Annotated in this window: 19 protein-coding genes; 15 read left to right on the forward strand and 4 right to left on the reverse strand. The window is 69.3% G+C overall.

From position 1 onward, the window contains the following. The first annotated feature begins 25 nt into the window (after positions 1 to 25). The 6 genes from ACFO8M_RS10200 (at position 26) to ACFO8M_RS10225 (ending at position 3730) form a co-directional block, all read left to right on the forward strand. Positions 26 to 1030: a DNA-binding protein gene (locus ACFO8M_RS10200; protein ID WP_387974235.1), complete on the forward strand. Its 1005-nt coding sequence runs from the start codon at positions 26 to 28 to the stop codon at positions 1028 to 1030. After that, positions 1023 to 1442, forward strand: coding sequence for a DUF6220 domain-containing protein (locus ACFO8M_RS10205; RefSeq protein ID WP_387974238.1), 420 nt, complete (start codon positions 1023 to 1025; stop codon positions 1440 to 1442). The genes ACFO8M_RS10200 and ACFO8M_RS10205 overlap by 8 nt, the downstream gene beginning before the upstream one ends. 131 nt (positions 1443 to 1573) lie before the next feature. Then, positions 1574 to 2080 carry an NUDIX hydrolase gene (locus tag ACFO8M_RS10210; RefSeq protein WP_387974241.1) on the forward strand — a complete coding sequence of 169 codons (507 nt, stop codon included), beginning with the start codon at positions 1574 to 1576 and terminating at the stop codon, positions 2078 to 2080. 39 nt (positions 2081 to 2119) lie between these two features. Then, entirely contained in the window at positions 2120 to 2686 is a 567-nt protein-coding gene (locus ACFO8M_RS10215) for an NUDIX hydrolase (RefSeq protein ID WP_387974244.1), read from the forward strand. Beyond that, positions 2683 to 3201 (forward strand): NUDIX domain-containing protein, encoded by a 519-nt coding sequence (locus ACFO8M_RS10220; protein WP_387974246.1) that lies wholly within the window; start codon positions 2683 to 2685, stop codon positions 3199 to 3201. The genes ACFO8M_RS10215 and ACFO8M_RS10220 overlap by 4 nt, the downstream gene beginning before the upstream one ends. A 10-nt stretch (positions 3202 to 3211) precedes the next feature. Then, complete coding sequence (locus ACFO8M_RS10225; RefSeq protein WP_387974248.1) at positions 3212 to 3730, forward strand: NUDIX domain-containing protein; 519 nt, start codon at positions 3212 to 3214, stop codon at positions 3728 to 3730. Positions 3731 to 3944: 214 nt separating this feature from the next. On the opposite strand, the gene gndA is transcribed toward ACFO8M_RS10225, so the two are convergent. Next, positions 3945 to 5375: an NADP-dependent phosphogluconate dehydrogenase gene (gene gndA, locus ACFO8M_RS10230; RefSeq protein ID WP_387974251.1), complete on the reverse strand. Its 1431-nt coding sequence runs from the start codon at positions 5373 to 5375 to the stop codon at positions 3945 to 3947. Between the two features lie 164 nt (positions 5376 to 5539). Here gndA and ACFO8M_RS10235 point away from each other — a divergent pair, with 164 nt between their 5' ends. From ACFO8M_RS10235 to ACFO8M_RS10250, 4 genes are all read left to right on the forward strand, one after another. Further along, a complete protein-coding gene (locus tag ACFO8M_RS10235; protein ID WP_387974254.1) occupies positions 5540 to 6904 on the forward strand; it encodes a cystathionine beta-synthase in 1365 nt (454 codons plus the stop codon). 71 nt (positions 6905 to 6975) lie between these two features. Further along, complete coding sequence (locus ACFO8M_RS10240; protein ID WP_387974257.1) at positions 6976 to 7629, forward strand: SRPBCC domain-containing protein; 654 nt, start codon at positions 6976 to 6978, stop codon at positions 7627 to 7629. Further along, positions 7626 to 8027 carry an ArsR/SmtB family transcription factor gene (locus tag ACFO8M_RS10245; RefSeq protein ID WP_387974260.1) on the forward strand — a complete coding sequence of 134 codons (402 nt, stop codon included), beginning with the start codon at positions 7626 to 7628 and terminating at the stop codon, positions 8025 to 8027. The genes ACFO8M_RS10240 and ACFO8M_RS10245 overlap by 4 nt, the downstream gene beginning before the upstream one ends. A gap of 169 nt (positions 8028 to 8196) precedes the next feature. Further along, positions 8197 to 9426 carry a glycosyl hydrolase family 18 protein gene (locus tag ACFO8M_RS10250; RefSeq protein ID WP_387974263.1) on the forward strand — a complete coding sequence of 410 codons (1230 nt, stop codon included), beginning with the start codon at positions 8197 to 8199 and terminating at the stop codon, positions 9424 to 9426. 101 nt (positions 9427 to 9527) lie between these two features. Here ACFO8M_RS10250 and ACFO8M_RS10255 read toward each other — a convergent pair whose 3' ends face one another. After that, a complete protein-coding gene (locus ACFO8M_RS10255; protein ID WP_387974266.1) occupies positions 9528 to 11189 on the reverse strand; it encodes a fumarate hydratase in 1662 nt (553 codons plus the stop codon). 252 nt (positions 11190 to 11441) lie between these two features. Between ACFO8M_RS10255 and rpsF the strand changes: the two genes are divergently transcribed. The 4 genes from rpsF to rplI are packed head-to-tail and all read left to right on the forward strand — an operon-like array spanning position 11442 to position 13060. Continuing rightward, positions 11442 to 11732 (forward strand): 30S ribosomal protein S6, encoded by a 291-nt coding sequence (gene rpsF / locus ACFO8M_RS10260; protein WP_270116453.1) that lies wholly within the window; start codon positions 11442 to 11444, stop codon positions 11730 to 11732. Positions 11733 to 11771: 39 nt separating this feature from the next. Further along, positions 11772 to 12284, forward strand: a complete 513-nt coding sequence (locus tag ACFO8M_RS10265; protein WP_387974269.1) for a single-stranded DNA-binding protein — start codon at positions 11772 to 11774, stop codon at positions 12282 to 12284. Positions 12285 to 12337: 53 nt separating this feature from the next. Then, positions 12338 to 12583: a 30S ribosomal protein S18 gene (gene rpsR / locus ACFO8M_RS10270; RefSeq protein ID WP_030160643.1), complete on the forward strand. Its 246-nt coding sequence runs from the start codon at positions 12338 to 12340 to the stop codon at positions 12581 to 12583. Between the two features lie 15 nt (positions 12584 to 12598). After that, positions 12599 to 13060, forward strand: a complete 462-nt coding sequence (gene rplI / locus ACFO8M_RS10275) for a 50S ribosomal protein L9 (protein WP_387974273.1) — start codon at positions 12599 to 12601, stop codon at positions 13058 to 13060. Positions 13061 to 13338: 278 nt separating this feature from the next. On the opposite strand, the gene ACFO8M_RS10280 is transcribed toward rplI, so the two are convergent. After that, complete coding sequence (locus ACFO8M_RS10280) at positions 13339 to 13728, reverse strand: hypothetical protein (protein WP_387974276.1); 390 nt, start codon at positions 13726 to 13728, stop codon at positions 13339 to 13341. Between the two features lie 301 nt (positions 13729 to 14029). On the opposite strand from ACFO8M_RS10280, the gene dnaB reads away from it, so the two are divergent. Next, positions 14030 to 15511: a replicative DNA helicase gene (gene dnaB / locus ACFO8M_RS10285; RefSeq protein ID WP_387974279.1), complete on the forward strand. Its 1482-nt coding sequence runs from the start codon at positions 14030 to 14032 to the stop codon at positions 15509 to 15511. Positions 15512 to 15554: 43 nt separating this feature from the next. Here the strand turns inward: dnaB and ACFO8M_RS10290 are convergent, their stop codons facing one another. Next, positions 15555 to 15809, reverse strand: coding sequence for a TFIIB-type zinc ribbon-containing protein (locus ACFO8M_RS10290; protein WP_387974282.1), 255 nt, complete (start codon positions 15807 to 15809; stop codon positions 15555 to 15557). Between the last annotated feature and the right edge of the window lie 32 nt (positions 15810 to 15841).

Raw genomic sequence — 15841 nt, forward strand, 5'->3', positions numbered from 1 at the left:
GAGAGGCGAATCGAGGAGAACCCCCATGCCACCCCAGATCAGATACATCGCACCGGTCGATGCCCGACATGCCGAGGGCGCGGTTGCGGAGGTGTACGAGCAGGCGAAGCGGGAGCTGGGCGCGATCGGCGCGCCGTTCCAGATGCTCTCGCCCGCACCGGAGCTGCTCGCGGCGATGTGGTCGCTGCTGCGCGAGGCGCTGATGGTCGGCGGGCCGCAGGAGCGTCTGGCGAAGGAGGTCGTGGCGACGGCGATCGCGGTGCGCAACGGCTGCCGGTTCTGCACGGACGCGCACACGGTGCTGCTGCACGCGTTGGGCGAGGCGGAGCTGGCCGAGGGCCTGCGTGCGGGGAAGCCGCCGCGGGAGTGGGCGCCGTTGGCGGCGTGGGCGGTCGACCCGGGCCCGGAGGGGCCGTTCCCGGCGGAGGCCGCGCCGCGGTTCATCGGGACGGCGCTGGTGTTCGAGTTCATCACGCGTCTGGTGCAGGTGCTGGCGCACAACGAGTCGCCGCATCCGGTGACGGCGACGCGGCTGGGTCGTTCGGTGGCCTCGCGGACGCTGCGGGCGGCGGTGGCGGCGGACCTGGAGCCGGGGACGAGCCTGGCGCTGCTGGAGCGGCTGCCGGGCTGGGCGCGGGACGTGCGGGTGCGCGTGCCGGGCTGGGCGGGGGATTCGCCGGTGGGGGTCGCGTACGGGACGCTGCGGGCGTTGGCCTCGGCGGGGACGGGACTGCTCGGGGCGGACGCGGCCGAGGCGGTGGCGCGGACGATCGGCGTCCGGGAGGGGACGGCGGCGTCGGGCCTGCCGGAGCTGGTGGACGGCGAGGGCCTGGAGGCCGGGGCGGCGCTCGGGGCCCGGTTGGCGGTGGCGGCGGCGCTCGCGCCCGCCGCCGTCAATGAGTCCCTTGTAGATGCATGGCGGGGCGAGAGGCACTCGGATCACTGCGTGGTCCACCTGCTCGCCTACGGCACGATGACGGGCGTCGACGCCCTTCAGGACGAGATCGAGACGAGGAGCATCGATGCTTAAGTTCTACCGGGCCTGGACGCACGTGCTGCACGTGCTGATCGGTCTGCAGTTCTTCCTGGCCGGGTACGGGGCGATCGGGTCCGGTTCGCCGGACGAGTCGTTCTCGCTGCACATCATGAACGGCCGCGTCATCGCGGTGGTCGCGCTGCTGGGGATCCTGTTCGCGGCGCTGGCGCGCGCCGGCGGAAAGCTGGTGGGCATGTCGGCCGGCGTGCTCGGCCTGGTGCTGCTGCAGTCGGTGATCGCGCTGGTGAGCGTGGCGGGGACGACGCCGGGTCAGATCATCTTCGGCTTCCACGCGATCAACGCGCTGATGATCATGGGCTTGGCGGAGGCCTCGGGTCGGCTGGCGAAGCAGCTGATCGAGGACCGCAAGCCGACCCCGACCGAGGCGGCCCCCGCGACCGCTTGAGTTCTGGAACCAGGAAACCGGGCCCGCGGCGACACCCCGCCGCGGGCCGTTCCGTGTTCAGCGGCCCTCGGGACGGCCGCTGACGGTTCGGGGCGCGGAAACGGCTTGCCGACCGGTTTACGCTGGCGTACATGGCGAACTCCACAGACCCGGTCCGGCGCTCGGCGCGCGTGCTCCTCGTCGACGGCGACGACCGGGTGCTGCTGTTCTTCAACCAAGGCTCGGTGGTGCCGGGCGGCGACTCCTACTTCACGGTGGGCGGCGGCGTCGAAGCGGGCGAGTCGCTCCCCGAGACCGCGGTGCGGGAGGTGTTCGAGGAGACCGGCCTGCGGGTCGCACCGGAGGCCCTGGGCGCGGAGGTCGCGCGCCGCGAAGGCCCGTGGATCGCTGGTGACGGCATTCGGTACCGGGCGGAGGAGCACTACTTCTTCTTGCGCGTCAACCGTTTCGAGCCCGACCTGAGCGGCCTCGAGGCGGGCGAGCGGAACGAGGTCGCCCGGTGCGCATGGTTGTCGCTCGCCGACCTGGACGCGACGGACGCGATCGTCTTCCCCATCGGCCTCCCGGGCCTCCTCAAGCGCCTCTTCGCAGGCGAGCGACCCGAAGCCCCGATCGAGCTGCCCTGGGTCGACCTGTAGCGGATTGCGATTGTCGTACCCTCCGCTCATACTCGACGGGTGAGCGCTGAACCCGAATGTCTGCGTCGGCGGTGTGCGCGGGTGCTGCTCGCGGACGAGGACGACCGGGTGCTGCTGTTCTACAGCCGCGACTACATGGGACCGGGCGTGGAGTACTACGTGACGCCGGGCGGCGGGATCGACGAGGGCGAGACGCTCGTCGAGGCGGCGGTGCGCGAGGTGTTCGAGGAGACCGGTCTGCGCATCGACCCCGGCGCGCTCGGGCCGGTCGTGGCCGAGTCCGAGGGCGACTGGTCCGACAGCCCCGAGCTCGTGATCCATTCCAGCGACGCCTACTTCTTCCTGCGCGTGCCGCATTTCGACCCGGTCCGCGACGGGCTCGAACAAGTCGAGCAGGCCGAGTTCACCGCGGCCCGCTGGCTCACCCTCGATCAAGTGGCCGCGACCGACGACCGGATCTTCCCCGCACGGCTCGCCCACCTGCTCAAGGGACTCCTCGCCGGTGCGGTACCCGTTGCGCCCGTTCGGCTTCCATGGGGCGCCTGGCGATGGGACGCCGATAGGGACTGGACGGTCACCGAGCGTGCCACCATACTTGACCGGTGAGCGCGACGAACGAACCCACCCGAATCGACCGGCGAGGAGCCCGGGGCATCATCGTGGATGAACAGGACTGCGTCCTCTTCATCGGCGGATACGCCACCCCCGACCGGCCCGCCCGCTGGATCCTTCCCGGTGGCGGGATCGACCCCGGCGAGACCATGCGGGACGCCGCCGCACGCGAACTGTACGAGGAGACCGGCCTGCGCGTGAGCCATGAGGACCTGATCGGCCCGGTCGCCCGCCAGCACTACCGGAAGGTGCACCCGGACCGCACGTTCACGCAGGAGAACCACTTCTTCCTCGTCCGCGTCGAACGGTTCGAACCCCGGGTGACCGGCGGCGACGCCTACGAGCAGGACCTACAGTTCAACTGGATCCCCGTGGACGAGTTCCTCACCACCGACGGTTTCGAACAGGTCGAGCCGCTCCGGCAACTGGTCAAGCAGCTGATCGGCGGCGACATCCCCGCCGAACCGGTGGAACTCGAAACCATCGGCCGCCAGCTCGACGCGGCCTGAGGAGCACCCCTTGAGCATCGAATCCGAGACCGGCGCGGTCTTCCGCACCGCCGCCCGCGTCCTCTTCCTCGACCAGCACGACACCGTGCTCCACATGGGCGGCGACCATTGCCTCGACGGCGTCACGCGCTGGATCACCCCCGGCGGCGGCGTTGAAGTGGGCGAGGACCTCCGCGCGGCCGCGATCAGGGAGGCCGCCGAGGAGACCGGCTACGCGATCGACCCCGAGGCGCTCGCCGGGCCGGTCGCGTTCGGGGTGTTCACCGCGTTCCCGAAGGGGCGCTTGCTCGTCCAGAAGAACTGGTATTTCTTCCACCGCGTCGAACGGTTCGAGCCGCGCATCACCGGCGGCGACGCCTACGAGCAGCGGTTCGCCTTCGCCTGGCTGCCCGTCGAGCAGTGCGGCGCGGCCGACGGCACGATCCTGCCCGACCGCACCGTCGCGCTCGTCAAACGCCTGCGCGACGGCGACCTCCCCGCCGAACCGGTCGACCTCGGCGGCACCTACAGCCCGCGCTGGGGCCGCTAGGACCCGAAGAGCCGCAGGAACATCCGCACCCCGTCGCCAGCCAGCGCCGCCAGGTCCCCGTCGCTGATCGGCAGGGCCCCGATTACACCGGTCCGCTGAAAAAGGGAACCGAGAAGTGTAGAAGTGATCGCCGTCATGCCGTTCCCTCATGGCGGCGAACGGAAACGGCGCCGCCCCTGCTCGTACCAGCAGGGGCGGCGCCGCAAGAACTGTCCTAGAGTTGGATCTCCGACCGGTCGCCCGACCAGTCCGTGTGGAACGTGCCCTCGCGGTCCACGCGCTTGTACGTGTGGGCCCCGAAGAAGTCCCGCTGTCCCTGGATCAGCGCCGCCGGAAGGCGACGCGAACGCAGACCGTCGTAGTACGCCAGCGCCGACGAGAAGCCCGGCGTCGGAATACCGGCCAGGGCGGCGGTCGAGACGACCCGGCGCCAGGCGTCCTGCGCGTCCGTCACGATCTTCGTGAACTCCGGCGCCGCAAGCAGCGTCGGCAGCTCGGGGTTCGAGCGCCAGGCCTCGGTGATGCGGTCGAGGAAGCGCGCCCGGATGATGCAGCCCGCGCGCCACAGGGCCGAGCACGAGCCGAGGTCGATGTCCCAGTCGTATTCGGCGCTGGCGGCGGCGATCTGGTCGAAGCCCTGCGCGTACGCCACGATCTTGGAGGCGTAGAGCGCCTGGCGGACGTCCTCGACGAAGTGCTCGGGGAAGTCCACCTTCGCGGTGGGGCCGGTGAGCACGTCGACGGCGCCTTCGCGCTGCTTGGTGCCGCTGGAGAGCGCGCGGGCGAAGGTGGCCTCGGCGATGCCGGTGACCGGGACGCCGAGGTCGAGGGCGATCTGGACGGTCCAGCGTCCGGTGCCCTTCTGGCCGGCCTGGTCGACGATGACGTCGACGAGCGGCTTGCCCGTGGCGGCGTCGACGTGGCCGAGGACCTCCGCGGTGACCTCGATGAGGTAGGAGTCGAGCTCGCCGGCGTTCCACTCGGAGAAGGTCTTGGCGAGGTCGGCCGGCTCGATGCCGACGCCGCGGCGCAGCAGGTCGTAGGCCTCACCGATGAGCTGCATGTCGGAGTACTCGATGCCGTTGTGCACCATCTTGACGAAGTGCCCGGCGCCGTCGGGGCCGAGGCGCGAGCAGCACGGGGTGCCGTCGGGGGCCTTGGCGCTGATGGCTTCGAGGATCGGGCCGAGGGTCACATAGGACTCTTCAGAACCGCCGGGCATGATCGCGGGGCCGAGCAGCGCGCCCTCTTCGCCGCCGGAGACGCCGGTGCCGACGAAGTGCAGGCCCTTCTCGCGCAGGGCGGCCTCGCGGCGGCGGGTGTTCTCGAAGTGGGCGTTGCCGCCGTCGATGATCATGTCGCCGGGCTCCATGAGCGCGGCGAGCTGGTCGATGACGGCGTCCGTGGCGTTCCCGGCCTGGACCATGATCATGGCCTTGCGGGGGCGCTTGAGGGAGGCGACGAAGTCTTTGAGCTCCTCGGAGGGGACGAAGTCGCCTTCGTCGCCGTGGGCCTCGATCAGCTCGGTGGTCTTGGCGTGCGTGCGGTTGTAGACGGCGACGGTGAAGCCGTGGCGGGCGAAGTTCCGTGCGAGGTTGGAGCCCATGACGGCCAGCCCGACCACGCCGATGTCGGCGGTGCTCATACCCAGTCTCCCTACGTTGCGAAAGAGGTGTGCGACCCGATTCTCGCCGGTCGGCCCGGCGCGGGCGGTACCACGGCCGATCGTATCCACGCTGCGGGATGGACGGGCCGGGACACGGCGGCGGACTGTTCCGGTCGCACACGCGTCGGGCCTAGGCTGTGAGCATGCAGTACTACGAATCCGTCCTCGACCTCATCGGCAACACCCCGCTGGTGAAGCTCAACAAGGTCACCGAGGGCCTGGCCGCGACGGTGCTCGCGAAGGTCGAGTACCTCAATCCCGGCGGCTCCATCAAGGACCGCATCGCCCAGCGCATGATCGACGAGGCCGAGGCCTCCGGCGCGCTCAGGCCCGGCGGCACGATCGTGGAGCCCACCAGCGGCAACACCGGCGTGGGCTTGGCGATGGTGGCGCAGCAGCGCGGCTACAAGTGCGTGTTCGTGTGCCCCGACAAGGTCTCCGAGGACAAGCGGAACGTCCTGAAGGCGTACGGCGCGGAGGTCGTCGTGTGCCCCACCGCGGTCGACCCCGAAGACCCGCGCTCCTACTACAAGGTCTCCGACCGGCTCATCCACGAGATCGAGGGCGCCTGGAAACCGGACCAGTACTCCAACCCCGCGAACCCGGCCTCGCACTACCACCAGACCGGCCCCGAGCTGTGGAAGCAGACGGACGGGAAGATCACGCACCTGGTCGCCGGGGTCGGCACGGGAGGCACCATCACCGGGATCGGCAAGTACCTCAAGGAGGTCTCGGGCGGGAAGGTCCAGGTCGTGGGCGCCGACCCCGAGGGCTCGGTGTACTCGGGCGGGACCGGCCGGCCCTACCTGGTCGAGGGCGTGGGCGAGGACTTCTGGCCGGAGAACTACGACCGCGAGCTGGCCGACCGGATCGTGGAGGTCACCGACGCGGAGTCGTTCGCGATGACCCGCCGCCTGGCCCGCGAAGAGGGCCTGCTCGTCGGCGGTTCGGCGGGGATGGCGGTGGTCGGGGCGCTCGCGGTGGCCCGCGACGCCTCCCCTGACGACGTGATCGTCGTGATCCTGCCCGACGGCGGGCGCGGGTACCTCTCGAAGATCTTCAACGACGCGTGGATGACCGAGTTCGGCTTCATGGGCGGCTCGGGCGAGACCACCGTCGGCGAGGTGCTGAGCAGCAAGGGCGCGGAGATCCCCGAGCTGGTCCACGTGCACCCGCAGGACACGGTGCGCGAGGCGATCGACATCATGCGCCAGTACGGGGTCAGCCAGATGCCGGTGCTCAAGGCGGAGCCGCCGGTGACCAGCGGCGAGGTGGCCGGGGCGGTCGCCGAGCGCGACCTCATGGACGCCCTGTTCTCGGGGCGGGCGACGCTGCACGACCCGATCGAGCGGCACATCGGCTCGCCGCTGCCGACGATCGGCTCGGGCGAGCCGGTTCAGCGCGCCGTCCAGGCCCTGCAGGACCGGGACGCGCTCATGGTCTTCGCCGAGGGCAAGCCGGTCGGGGTGCTCACCCGCCAGGACCTGCTCAGCTACGTCGAGCACTGATTTCCGGGAATCGTTGACGCGCTTCGCCACACCCTCCTAATATAAGTTTTAACTTATATTAGGAGGGTGTCATGACCGATCCCAACGACCCGATCGCGTCCGCCGGACTGGTGGCCCGCGAGATCCGCACCGGCGAGCGCCACGGCGCCGCGACGAAGGTCCTCGTCGCGCGCCGCGCCTACCGCGCCGACCGGGCCGACGTCTGGGACGCGCTCACCAGCCCCGAACGGCTGCCGCGCTGGTTCCAGCCGGTGACCGGCGACCTCGAGGTCGGCGGCCGGTACCAGTTCGAAGCCCAGGCCGGCGGCCTCATCGAACGCTGCGACGCCCCCGAGCACCTGTCGGTGACCTGGGAGTTCGGCGGCGGGATGTCCTGGCTCGACGTGCATCTGAAGGACGAGGGCGACGCCACGGTCCTCGAACTCGTCCACGAGGCCCCGGTCGACCCGGACATGTGGGCCCAGTACGGTCCCGGCGCGGTCGGCATCGGCTGGGACGGGCTCCTGCACAGCTTCGGCTACTACCTCGCGACCGCCTCGTCGCTGGACCCCGCCGAGTGGGAGCAGTGGATGACCGGCCCCGAAGGCGTCGCGTACGCCCGCCTCCTCGGCGACGCATGGGGCGCGGCCGCGATCGCCGACGGCGACGACCCGGAGGCGGCGAAGGCCGCCGTGGACGCGGTCGTCGCGTTCTACACGGTGCAGCCGGAGCAGCCGGAAGCGTGAGCGGGGAAGCGTCCGGCGCATCGGCCGAGGCCGCATTCGACGCCCTCGGCGATCCCGTGCGGCGCCGGATCATGGAGCTGCTCAGCGTCGGCGAACGGCCGGCCGGGGCGGTGGCCGAGGTCCTCGGCGGCCACTTCGGAATCTCCCAGCCCGCGGTCTCCCAGCACTTGAAGGTGCTGCGCGAGGCCAGGCTCGTGACCGTGCGCGCCGAAGGGAACAAGCGCATCTACTGCGTCGACGCCGACGGACTGGACGCCGTGCGGCTCTGGCTGGAGCACTTCGCGGACGGGTTCGCCGGGCCGCTCGACGCGCTGGAGACCGAACTGGCCCGCGGCAAACGCGAACGGCGACAGGCCGAACACCCGGCGCGATCGCGTCGCCGCAGAGGGGCCGCGTAGACCGGTCGATCCGAATAGGAAAGTCCCCGACTCGTTCGGTTGCGGGCCTTGCGAAGGCTGTGCGCAAACCGGGCGAGTCGGATTTTTCTGCCCAGTTGCCTTGACAATCGTGCCGCGTCCGGACACCATGAGATGAATATATTTAGGATTCTTTATCTTTGGAGGTCCCTTGGGACGCAACCGCAGAGCGGCCATCATCGCCGCCGCCGCACTCGCCACGGCGGGTACCGCCATCGCGCTGCCGATCGCCCTGGCCGGCAACGCCTCCGCCGAGACCGCCTGCGCCGGAGCGGCCTGGACGTCCGGTGACGTCTACGTCGGCGGCGACCTGGTCAGCCACGACGGGCGCGAGTACCGCGCCAAGTGGTGGACCACCGGTGAGACTCCCGGCACCACCGGTGAATGGGGCGTCTGGGAGGACCTCGGCGCCTGCGACGGCGCCGAGCCGACCACCCCGCCCACCGAGGAGCCGACCGACGAGCCCACGGAGGAGCCCACCGGCGAACCGAGTCAAGGGAACGCGCACCTCACCGGGTACTGGCACAACTTCGACAACGGCTCGGGCGTCATGGAGCTCAACGCGATCCCCGCCGAGTACGACATCGTCGCGATCGCTTTCGCCGAATCCACCGCCACCCCCGGCCAGGTCGACTTCGCCCTCGACGCGAGCCTCACCGGCGCCGGGTACACCGAGGCCGAGTTCAAGGCCGACATCACCGCGCTCAAGGCCGAGGGCCGCAACGTCGTGATCTCGGTCGGCGGCGAGAAGGGCAACGTCACCGTCAACGACGCCGCCACCGCCTCCGCGTTCTCCAGCTCCGTGCTGGCGCTGATGAGCGAGTACGGGTTCGACGGCGTCGACATCGACCTGGAGCACGGCATCAACGCCGCCGCGATGGAGACCGCCCTGCGCGCCGTCGCCGCCGAAGCACCCGGCTTCACGTACACGATGGCCCCGCAGACCATCGACTTCCAGTCCACGGGAACCGAATACGCCAAGCTGGCGATCAACACCAAGGACATCCTGACCATCGTCAACATGCAGTACTACAACTCGGGCTCGATGCTCGGGTGCGACGGCCAGGTCTACGCCCAGGGCGACGTCGACTTCCTGACTGCCCTGGCCTGCATCCAACTCGAAGCCGGACTCGACCCGAGCCAGGTCGGCCTCGGTCTCCCGGCCGTGTCCAGCGCCGCCGGTTCGGGCTACGTGAACCCGACGATGGTGAACGACGCCCTCGACTGCCTCACGAAACTCGCCAACTGCGGCGACTTCACCCCCGACCAGGCCTACCCCGGGATCGGCGGGGCCATGACCTGGTCGATCAACTGGGACAAGACCAGCGGCTACAACTTCGCGAACACCGTGGCGGGCCACTTCGGATCGCTGCCCGCGTAACCGCTCGAAACATTGAACGGGCCCGGACGACGCTTCCGCGCCGTCCGGGCCCGCACTGTCATTGAGGCCGGCAGCGGCCCGCCCCAAGGCGAAGCGTGCTGCTAGCCGATGCTGATCTTCGGCTTGCGGCCCACCGTGAGGACCGGCTTGCGGGTCTCGGCGTAGAAGTCGTTGCCCTTGTCGTCCACGACGATGAACGCCGGGAAGTCCTCGACCTCGATCTTCCAGACCGCCTCCATGCCCAGCTCGGGGTACTCCAGGACCTCCATCGACTTGATGTTGTCCTGGGCGAGCTTCGCGGCCGGGCCGCCGATGGAGCCGAGGTAGAAGCCGCCGTGGGCCTTGCAGGCGTTCGTCACCTGGTCGGAGCGGTTGCCCTTGGCGAGCATGACGAACGAGCCGCCCGCGGCCTGGAACTGCTCGACGTAGGTGTCCATGCGCCCGGCCGTGGTGGGGCCGAACGATCCGGACGCGTAGCCCTCGGGTGTCTTGGCCGGGCCCGCGTAGTAGACCGCGTGGTCGCGCAGGTACTGCGGCATGGGCTCCCCGGCGTCGAGGCGCTCCTTGATCTTGGCGTGGGCGATGTCGCGGGCGACCACGAGCGTGCCGGTGAGCGAGACGCGGGTCTTCACCGGGTACTTGGAGAGCTCCTCGCGGATCTCGGCCATCGGCCGGTTGAGGTCGACGCGGACCACGTCCTCGTCGAGGTCGTCCTCCTGCACGTCGGGGACGTACCGGCTCGGGTCGGTCTCCAGCTGCTCGAGGAACACGCCCTCGGCGGTGATCTTGGCCATCGCCTGGCGGTCGGCCGAGCAGGACACGCTGAGCGCCACCGGCAGCGAGGCGCCGTGGCGCGGGAGCCGGATGACGCGCACGTCGTGGCAGAAGTACTTGCCGCCGAACTGGGCGCCGATCCCGAACTGGCGGGTCAGCTCCAGCACTTCCTGCTCCAGCTCGACGTCGCGGAAGCCGTGGCCGAGTGGCGAGCCCTCGGTCGGCATCGAGTCGAGGTACTTCGTGGACGCGTACTTCGCGGTCTTGACCGCGAACTCGGCGCTGGTGCCGCCGATGACGATCGCCAGGTGGTACGGCGGGCACGCGGCGGTGCCGATCTGGCGGAGCTTCTCCTCCAGGAACCGCATCATCGCGTCGGGGTTGAGGATCGCCTTGGTCTCCTGGAACAGGAAGGACTTGTTGGCGCTGCCGCCGCCCTTGGCGATGAACTGGAACTTGTACGCGTCGTCGCCCTCGGCGTACAGCTCGATCTGCGCGGGCAGGTTCGAGCCGGTGTTCTTCTCGTCCCACATCGTCAGCGGCGCCATCTGGCTGTACCGCAGGTTGAGGTCGTGGTAGGCCTGCCAGACGCCCCGGGAGAGGTGCTCGGCGTCGCGGCCGTCGGTGAGGACGTGGCGTCCGCGCTTGCCCATGACGATGGCGGTGCCGGTGTCCTGGCACATGGGCAGGACCATGCCGGAGGCGATGTTCGCGTTCTTGAGCAGGTCCATCGCCACGAAGCGGTCGTTGCCGCTGGCCTCGGGGTCGTCGAGGATCGAGCGCAGCTGGGAGAGGTGCGCCGGGCGCAGGTAGTGGGAGATGTCCTTGACGGCCTCGGTCGCGAGCTGCGTCAGGACCTCGGGCTCTACGGTGAGGAACCGCCGTCCGGCGGCTTCGACCGTGTTCACCCCGTCCTTGGTGAGCAGGCGGTACTCGGTGGTGTCGGGGCCGACGGGAAGCAGGTCGGTGTAGCGGAACTCCGATGTCACGCGTTCCAACTTAGCGCGCAGCGTGACCGGGTCGGGTGTGAGGCGAAGCTCAGTAGGTGTCGGGCCCTGGATTGTCGTACCCGCCCGGTAGCGTCACATCCAGGCGGCGCGACTCTGGCGCACCGCCTGTAAGCAGGTACGATTGCCCGGTTGTTCGCGCCGGCCCGGTCACGGGACGGAGCGGCACGCGCAAGTGATTCCTCCTGCTGCGGAGAGACCGCAGCCGTTGAGACCAAAGGGGGTGGAGCTATCTTGCGGCATTACGAACTCATGGTGATCCTCGAACCGAACATCGAGGAAGCCCAGGTCAGCCCGACACTGGACAAGTTCCTGAAGGGCGTCAAGGACGCCGGGGGAACCGTCGACAAGATCGACGTCTGGGGTCGGCGCCGTCTCGCCTACGAGATCAACAAGAGCAACGAGGGCGTCTACGCCGTCATCGACCTGCAGTCCGAGCCCGGTCCCGTCGCTGAGATGGACCGCCAGCTTCGACTCAACGAGTCGGTGCTGCGCGCCAAGGTGCTGCGACCGGAGCTTCGGTAACCCGACCCTGTAACTGCGAGACCTTAGGGAGAAGAGGTCATGGCAGGAGAGACAGTCATCACGGTTATCGGCAACCTCGTCGACGACCCCGAACTGCGTTACACGCCGTCCGGTGCCGCCGTCGCGAAGTTCCGAATCGCATCGACCCCGCGCACGTTCGACCGCGAGTCGAACGCGTGGAAAGACGGTGAGGCCCTGTTCCTCACCTGCAGCGTCTGGCGTCAGTACGCCGAGAACGTCGCCGAGTCACTGTCGCGCGGTACCCGCGTGATCGTGCAGGGCAGGCTCAAGCAGCGCAGCTACGAGACCCGCGAGGGCGAGAAGCGCACTGTCTACGAGCTGGACGTCGACGAAGTCGGCCCCGCGCTGCGTTTTTCCACGGCGAAGCTCAACAAGTCAAGTGGCGGTACCGGCGGCGGTGGCGGCGGTCGTTCCTTCGGGGGCGGCGGCAACACCGGTGGCGGTTCTGCACCTGACGACCCTTGGGCCTCGGCCGCCCCTGCCGGCGCTTCCGCCGGCGGTGGAGGCTTCGACGAGGACCCGCCGTTCTAACCGGGCACTGTTCAACAGCCCGGCACGATCTCGAGTAAGAGGCAAGACACAACATGGCCAACCCGAAATCGGCTCCCCTGCGGAAGCCGAAGAAGAAGCCGAACCCGCTTGAAAAAGAGGGTATCGAGTACGTCGACTACAAGGACACGGCGCTGCTGCGGAAGTTCATTTCCGACCGCGGCAAGATCCGTGCCCGCCGAGTGACCGGCGTGACCACCCAGCAGCAGCGCCAGATCGCCGCGGCCGTCAAGAACGCCCGCGAAATGGCTCTGCTCCCGTACACCAGCCAGACCCGATAAGGAAGGAGCGCGCTTATGAAGATCATCCTGACTCATGAGGTGCCCAACCTCGGCTCGGCCGGTGATGTGGTCGAGGTGAAGAACGGCTACGGCCGCAACTACCTTCTGCCGCAGGGCCTGGCGATCGCCTGGACCAAGGGCGGTCAGAAGGAGGTCGACTCGATCCAGCGTGCCCGTGCGGCCCGCCAGATCCACGACCTCGACCAGGCCCGCAGCGTGGCCGAGCAGCTCAAGAAGACCGACGCCCACATCGTCGCCCGCACGGGCGACGGGGACCGGCTCTTCGGCTCGATCACCGCGGTCGACGTGGTGAAGGCCGTCGACGAGGCCGGGGGTCCGAAGATCGACCGCCGCCGCGTCGAGCTGCCCGCCGCGATCAAGGCGATCGGGACCTACGACGTGTCGGTCAAGCTGCACCCGGAGGTGACCGCGAAGTTCAAGCTTCAGGTCACCCCGGCGAAGCGCCGCAAGAAGTAGGACGCGCAAGCGAACACAAGAAAGGCCCGCGATCTGCTGATCGCGGGCCTTTCTCATGAGCGAACGAGGGCCCGCACTCGAACGGATCACAGGCCCTTGTGGTCAGCGAACGAGAGCCCACGCCTGTTTCCGCAGGTCGCGGGCCTTTGTCGTACCCGTATGGGAGGGTGTCCTTTTCACTGGTAGTGGTGAAGGTGGGAACGGGCGGGTACCCGGGGCCACCCGTACGGCCTCGCGGCCGACGGCCGCGCCGCGACCGCCCGCGGCCCCGTCCCAGCTCAGATCACCCAGCCGGCGGTCCGCAGCACCACCGTCACCAGGCCCGCGCCGAGGATCGCCGCCGCCGAACCGGCCACGCCCGCCCGCCATCCCGCGCGCGGCAGCCGCAGCAGCACCGCCACCAGCAGGCTCGCCGTCAGCGCAGACAGCGTCCACGCCCAGCCGCCCGCGATCGCCGTCGACAGCCGCCCGCCCACGGTGCATCCGCTCTCGGCGCACGTCTGGTCCACCGGCGCCTGCGACAGCACCCACGCCAGATACACGGCCATCGGCACCGCGTACCAGGCGAGCGTCACGAGCAACGTCGGGGTGAACGCCCGCTCCCCCGGGCGGTCGTCGCCGTCGGGGTCGAGCCGGGGTCTGCGCTCGGGTTGCCGGGGGGCGTTCATGGGACTCGCGCTCCTCTGATCCGTGCCGGGGTCGCCCTTCACCTTAGCCGCAAGTTGGCACGAACGAATTTCCGTCCACAGGCGGTGGACAGCGTCGCCACAGGTGGCAACCCCGATTCGAGCCCCGATCACCTTCTTGTCCACAGGTTGTCCACAGGCCGAGCCCGGTTATCCACAGGTTATCCACAGCTTTGTCCACAGGTTGTCCACAGACCCGTTTGCAACCGTGCCCGGCGCGACATAGCGTCGTTGACGCCGCTCTTCTGTCGTATGCAGGCGGTACATTCACCATGAACGCACGGTGACCGAGGGGGTGGACGGCATGACCGAAGTGTCGACGGAAGGCGTCTTCTCACGGGGATCCAACGGCGCCAACGGTTCCTATTTCGACACCCCGCCCGAGGACCCCTTCGCCGGAGGCGGCGGCAACGGCAGCGGGGGCGGCGGCCACGCCCGCACCTACGAGCGCACCCCGCCCCAGGATCCCCAGGCCGAGATGTCGGTCCTCGGCGGCATGCTCATGAGCAAGGACGCGATCGCCGACGTCATCGAGGTCCTCGGCCACGGCGACTTCTACCAGCCCAAGCACGGCATGGTCTTCGACGCGATCATCGACAAGTTCGGCAACGGCGAGCCCGCCGACGCCGTCACGATCGCCGCGGCCCTCGCCGACTCGGGCGATCTCGCCAAGATCGGCGGCGGACCGTACCTGCACGACCTGCTCAACGCCGTGCCCACGGCCGCGAACGCCGGGTACTACGCGAAGATCGTCAAGGAGAAGGCGATCCTGCGCCGCCTCATCGAGGCCGGGACCAAAGTGGTCCAGTACGGCTACGGCGGCGGCCAGGGCGGCCGCGACATCGACGACCTCGTCGACCTCGCCCAGCAGGCCGTCTACGAGGTCACCGACAACCGCCAGACCGAGGACTTCGCGATCCTCTCCGACCTCCTCCAGCCCGCGATGGACGAGATCGAGGCGATCGGCGCCAGCCAGGGCCTCATGACCGGCATCCCCACCGGTTTCGCCGACCTCGACCGGCTCCTCTCGGGCCTCCAGGCCGGGCAGCTCATCATCGTCGCCGGGCGCCCCGGTGCCGGTAAGTCCACGGCCGCCATGGACTTCATGCGGCACGCCGCGCTCCACCACCGGCACGCCGCGGCCCTGTTCAGCCTCGAAATGAGCAAGCTCGAGATCGTCATGCGCCTCCTGAGCGCCGAGACGCGGGTGCCGATGCACGTCCTGCGTTCGGGCGATCTGTCCGACGACGACTGGACGCGCCTGGCCAAGCGCATGGGCGACATCTCCGAAGCGCCGCTGTTCGTCGACGACACCGCGTCGATGACCATGATGGAGATCCGGGCCAAGGCCCGGCGCCTCAAGCAGCGCCACGACCTCAAGCTCATCGTGGTCGACTACCTCCAGCTCATGACCTCGCCGAAGAAGACCGAGTCGCGCCAGCAGGAGGTCTCGGAGATCAGCCGTGGCCTCAAGTTGCTGGCCAAGGAGGTCCAGTGCCCGGTCATCGCGGTCGCGCAGCTGAACCGTGGTCCCGAGCAGCGCACCGACAAGCGCCCGCAGCTCTCCGACCTGCGCGAGTCAGGTTCGCTGGAGCAGGACGCTGACGTCGTCATCCTGCTGCACCGCGAGGACTACTACGACAAGGAGTCCCCGCGCGCGGGCGAGGCCGACTTCATCGTCGCCAAGCACCGCAACGGCGCCACTGACACGATCACCGTCGCGGCCCAGCTGCACCTCTCGCGCTTCGTCGACATGGCGGTCTAGCGCAGCCGTCCAAGGGCAAGCGCCGCAAGGCGTTCGGGCTGCGTTAGTCGCCGAAGAGGATCTGCAGGAGCGTCCGGCGCTCGCGGACCTTCGAGGTCTCACCGTTCCCGTACGTGGGCATCGGGGTCGTCGCCGATCCTTCTTGGGCGCCGTTGACCCACTTCTCGGTGTCGATGAGGTGCTCGAGCTCACCGCGGTCGAGCAGGACCGCGCGGCAGGCCGAGCACTGGTCGACGACGATGCCGTTGCGCTCGTACTGGCGCATGAGGGCAGCACACTTGGGGCAGGTGAGTTGCATGCCCGTCACCGTACACTTCGCCGCCGCCCCAT

The sequence above is a fragment of the Glycomyces rhizosphaerae genome, assembly GCF_042647865.1.
Lineage (GTDB): Bacteria > Actinomycetota > Actinomycetes > Mycobacteriales > Micromonosporaceae > Glycomyces > Glycomyces rhizosphaerae.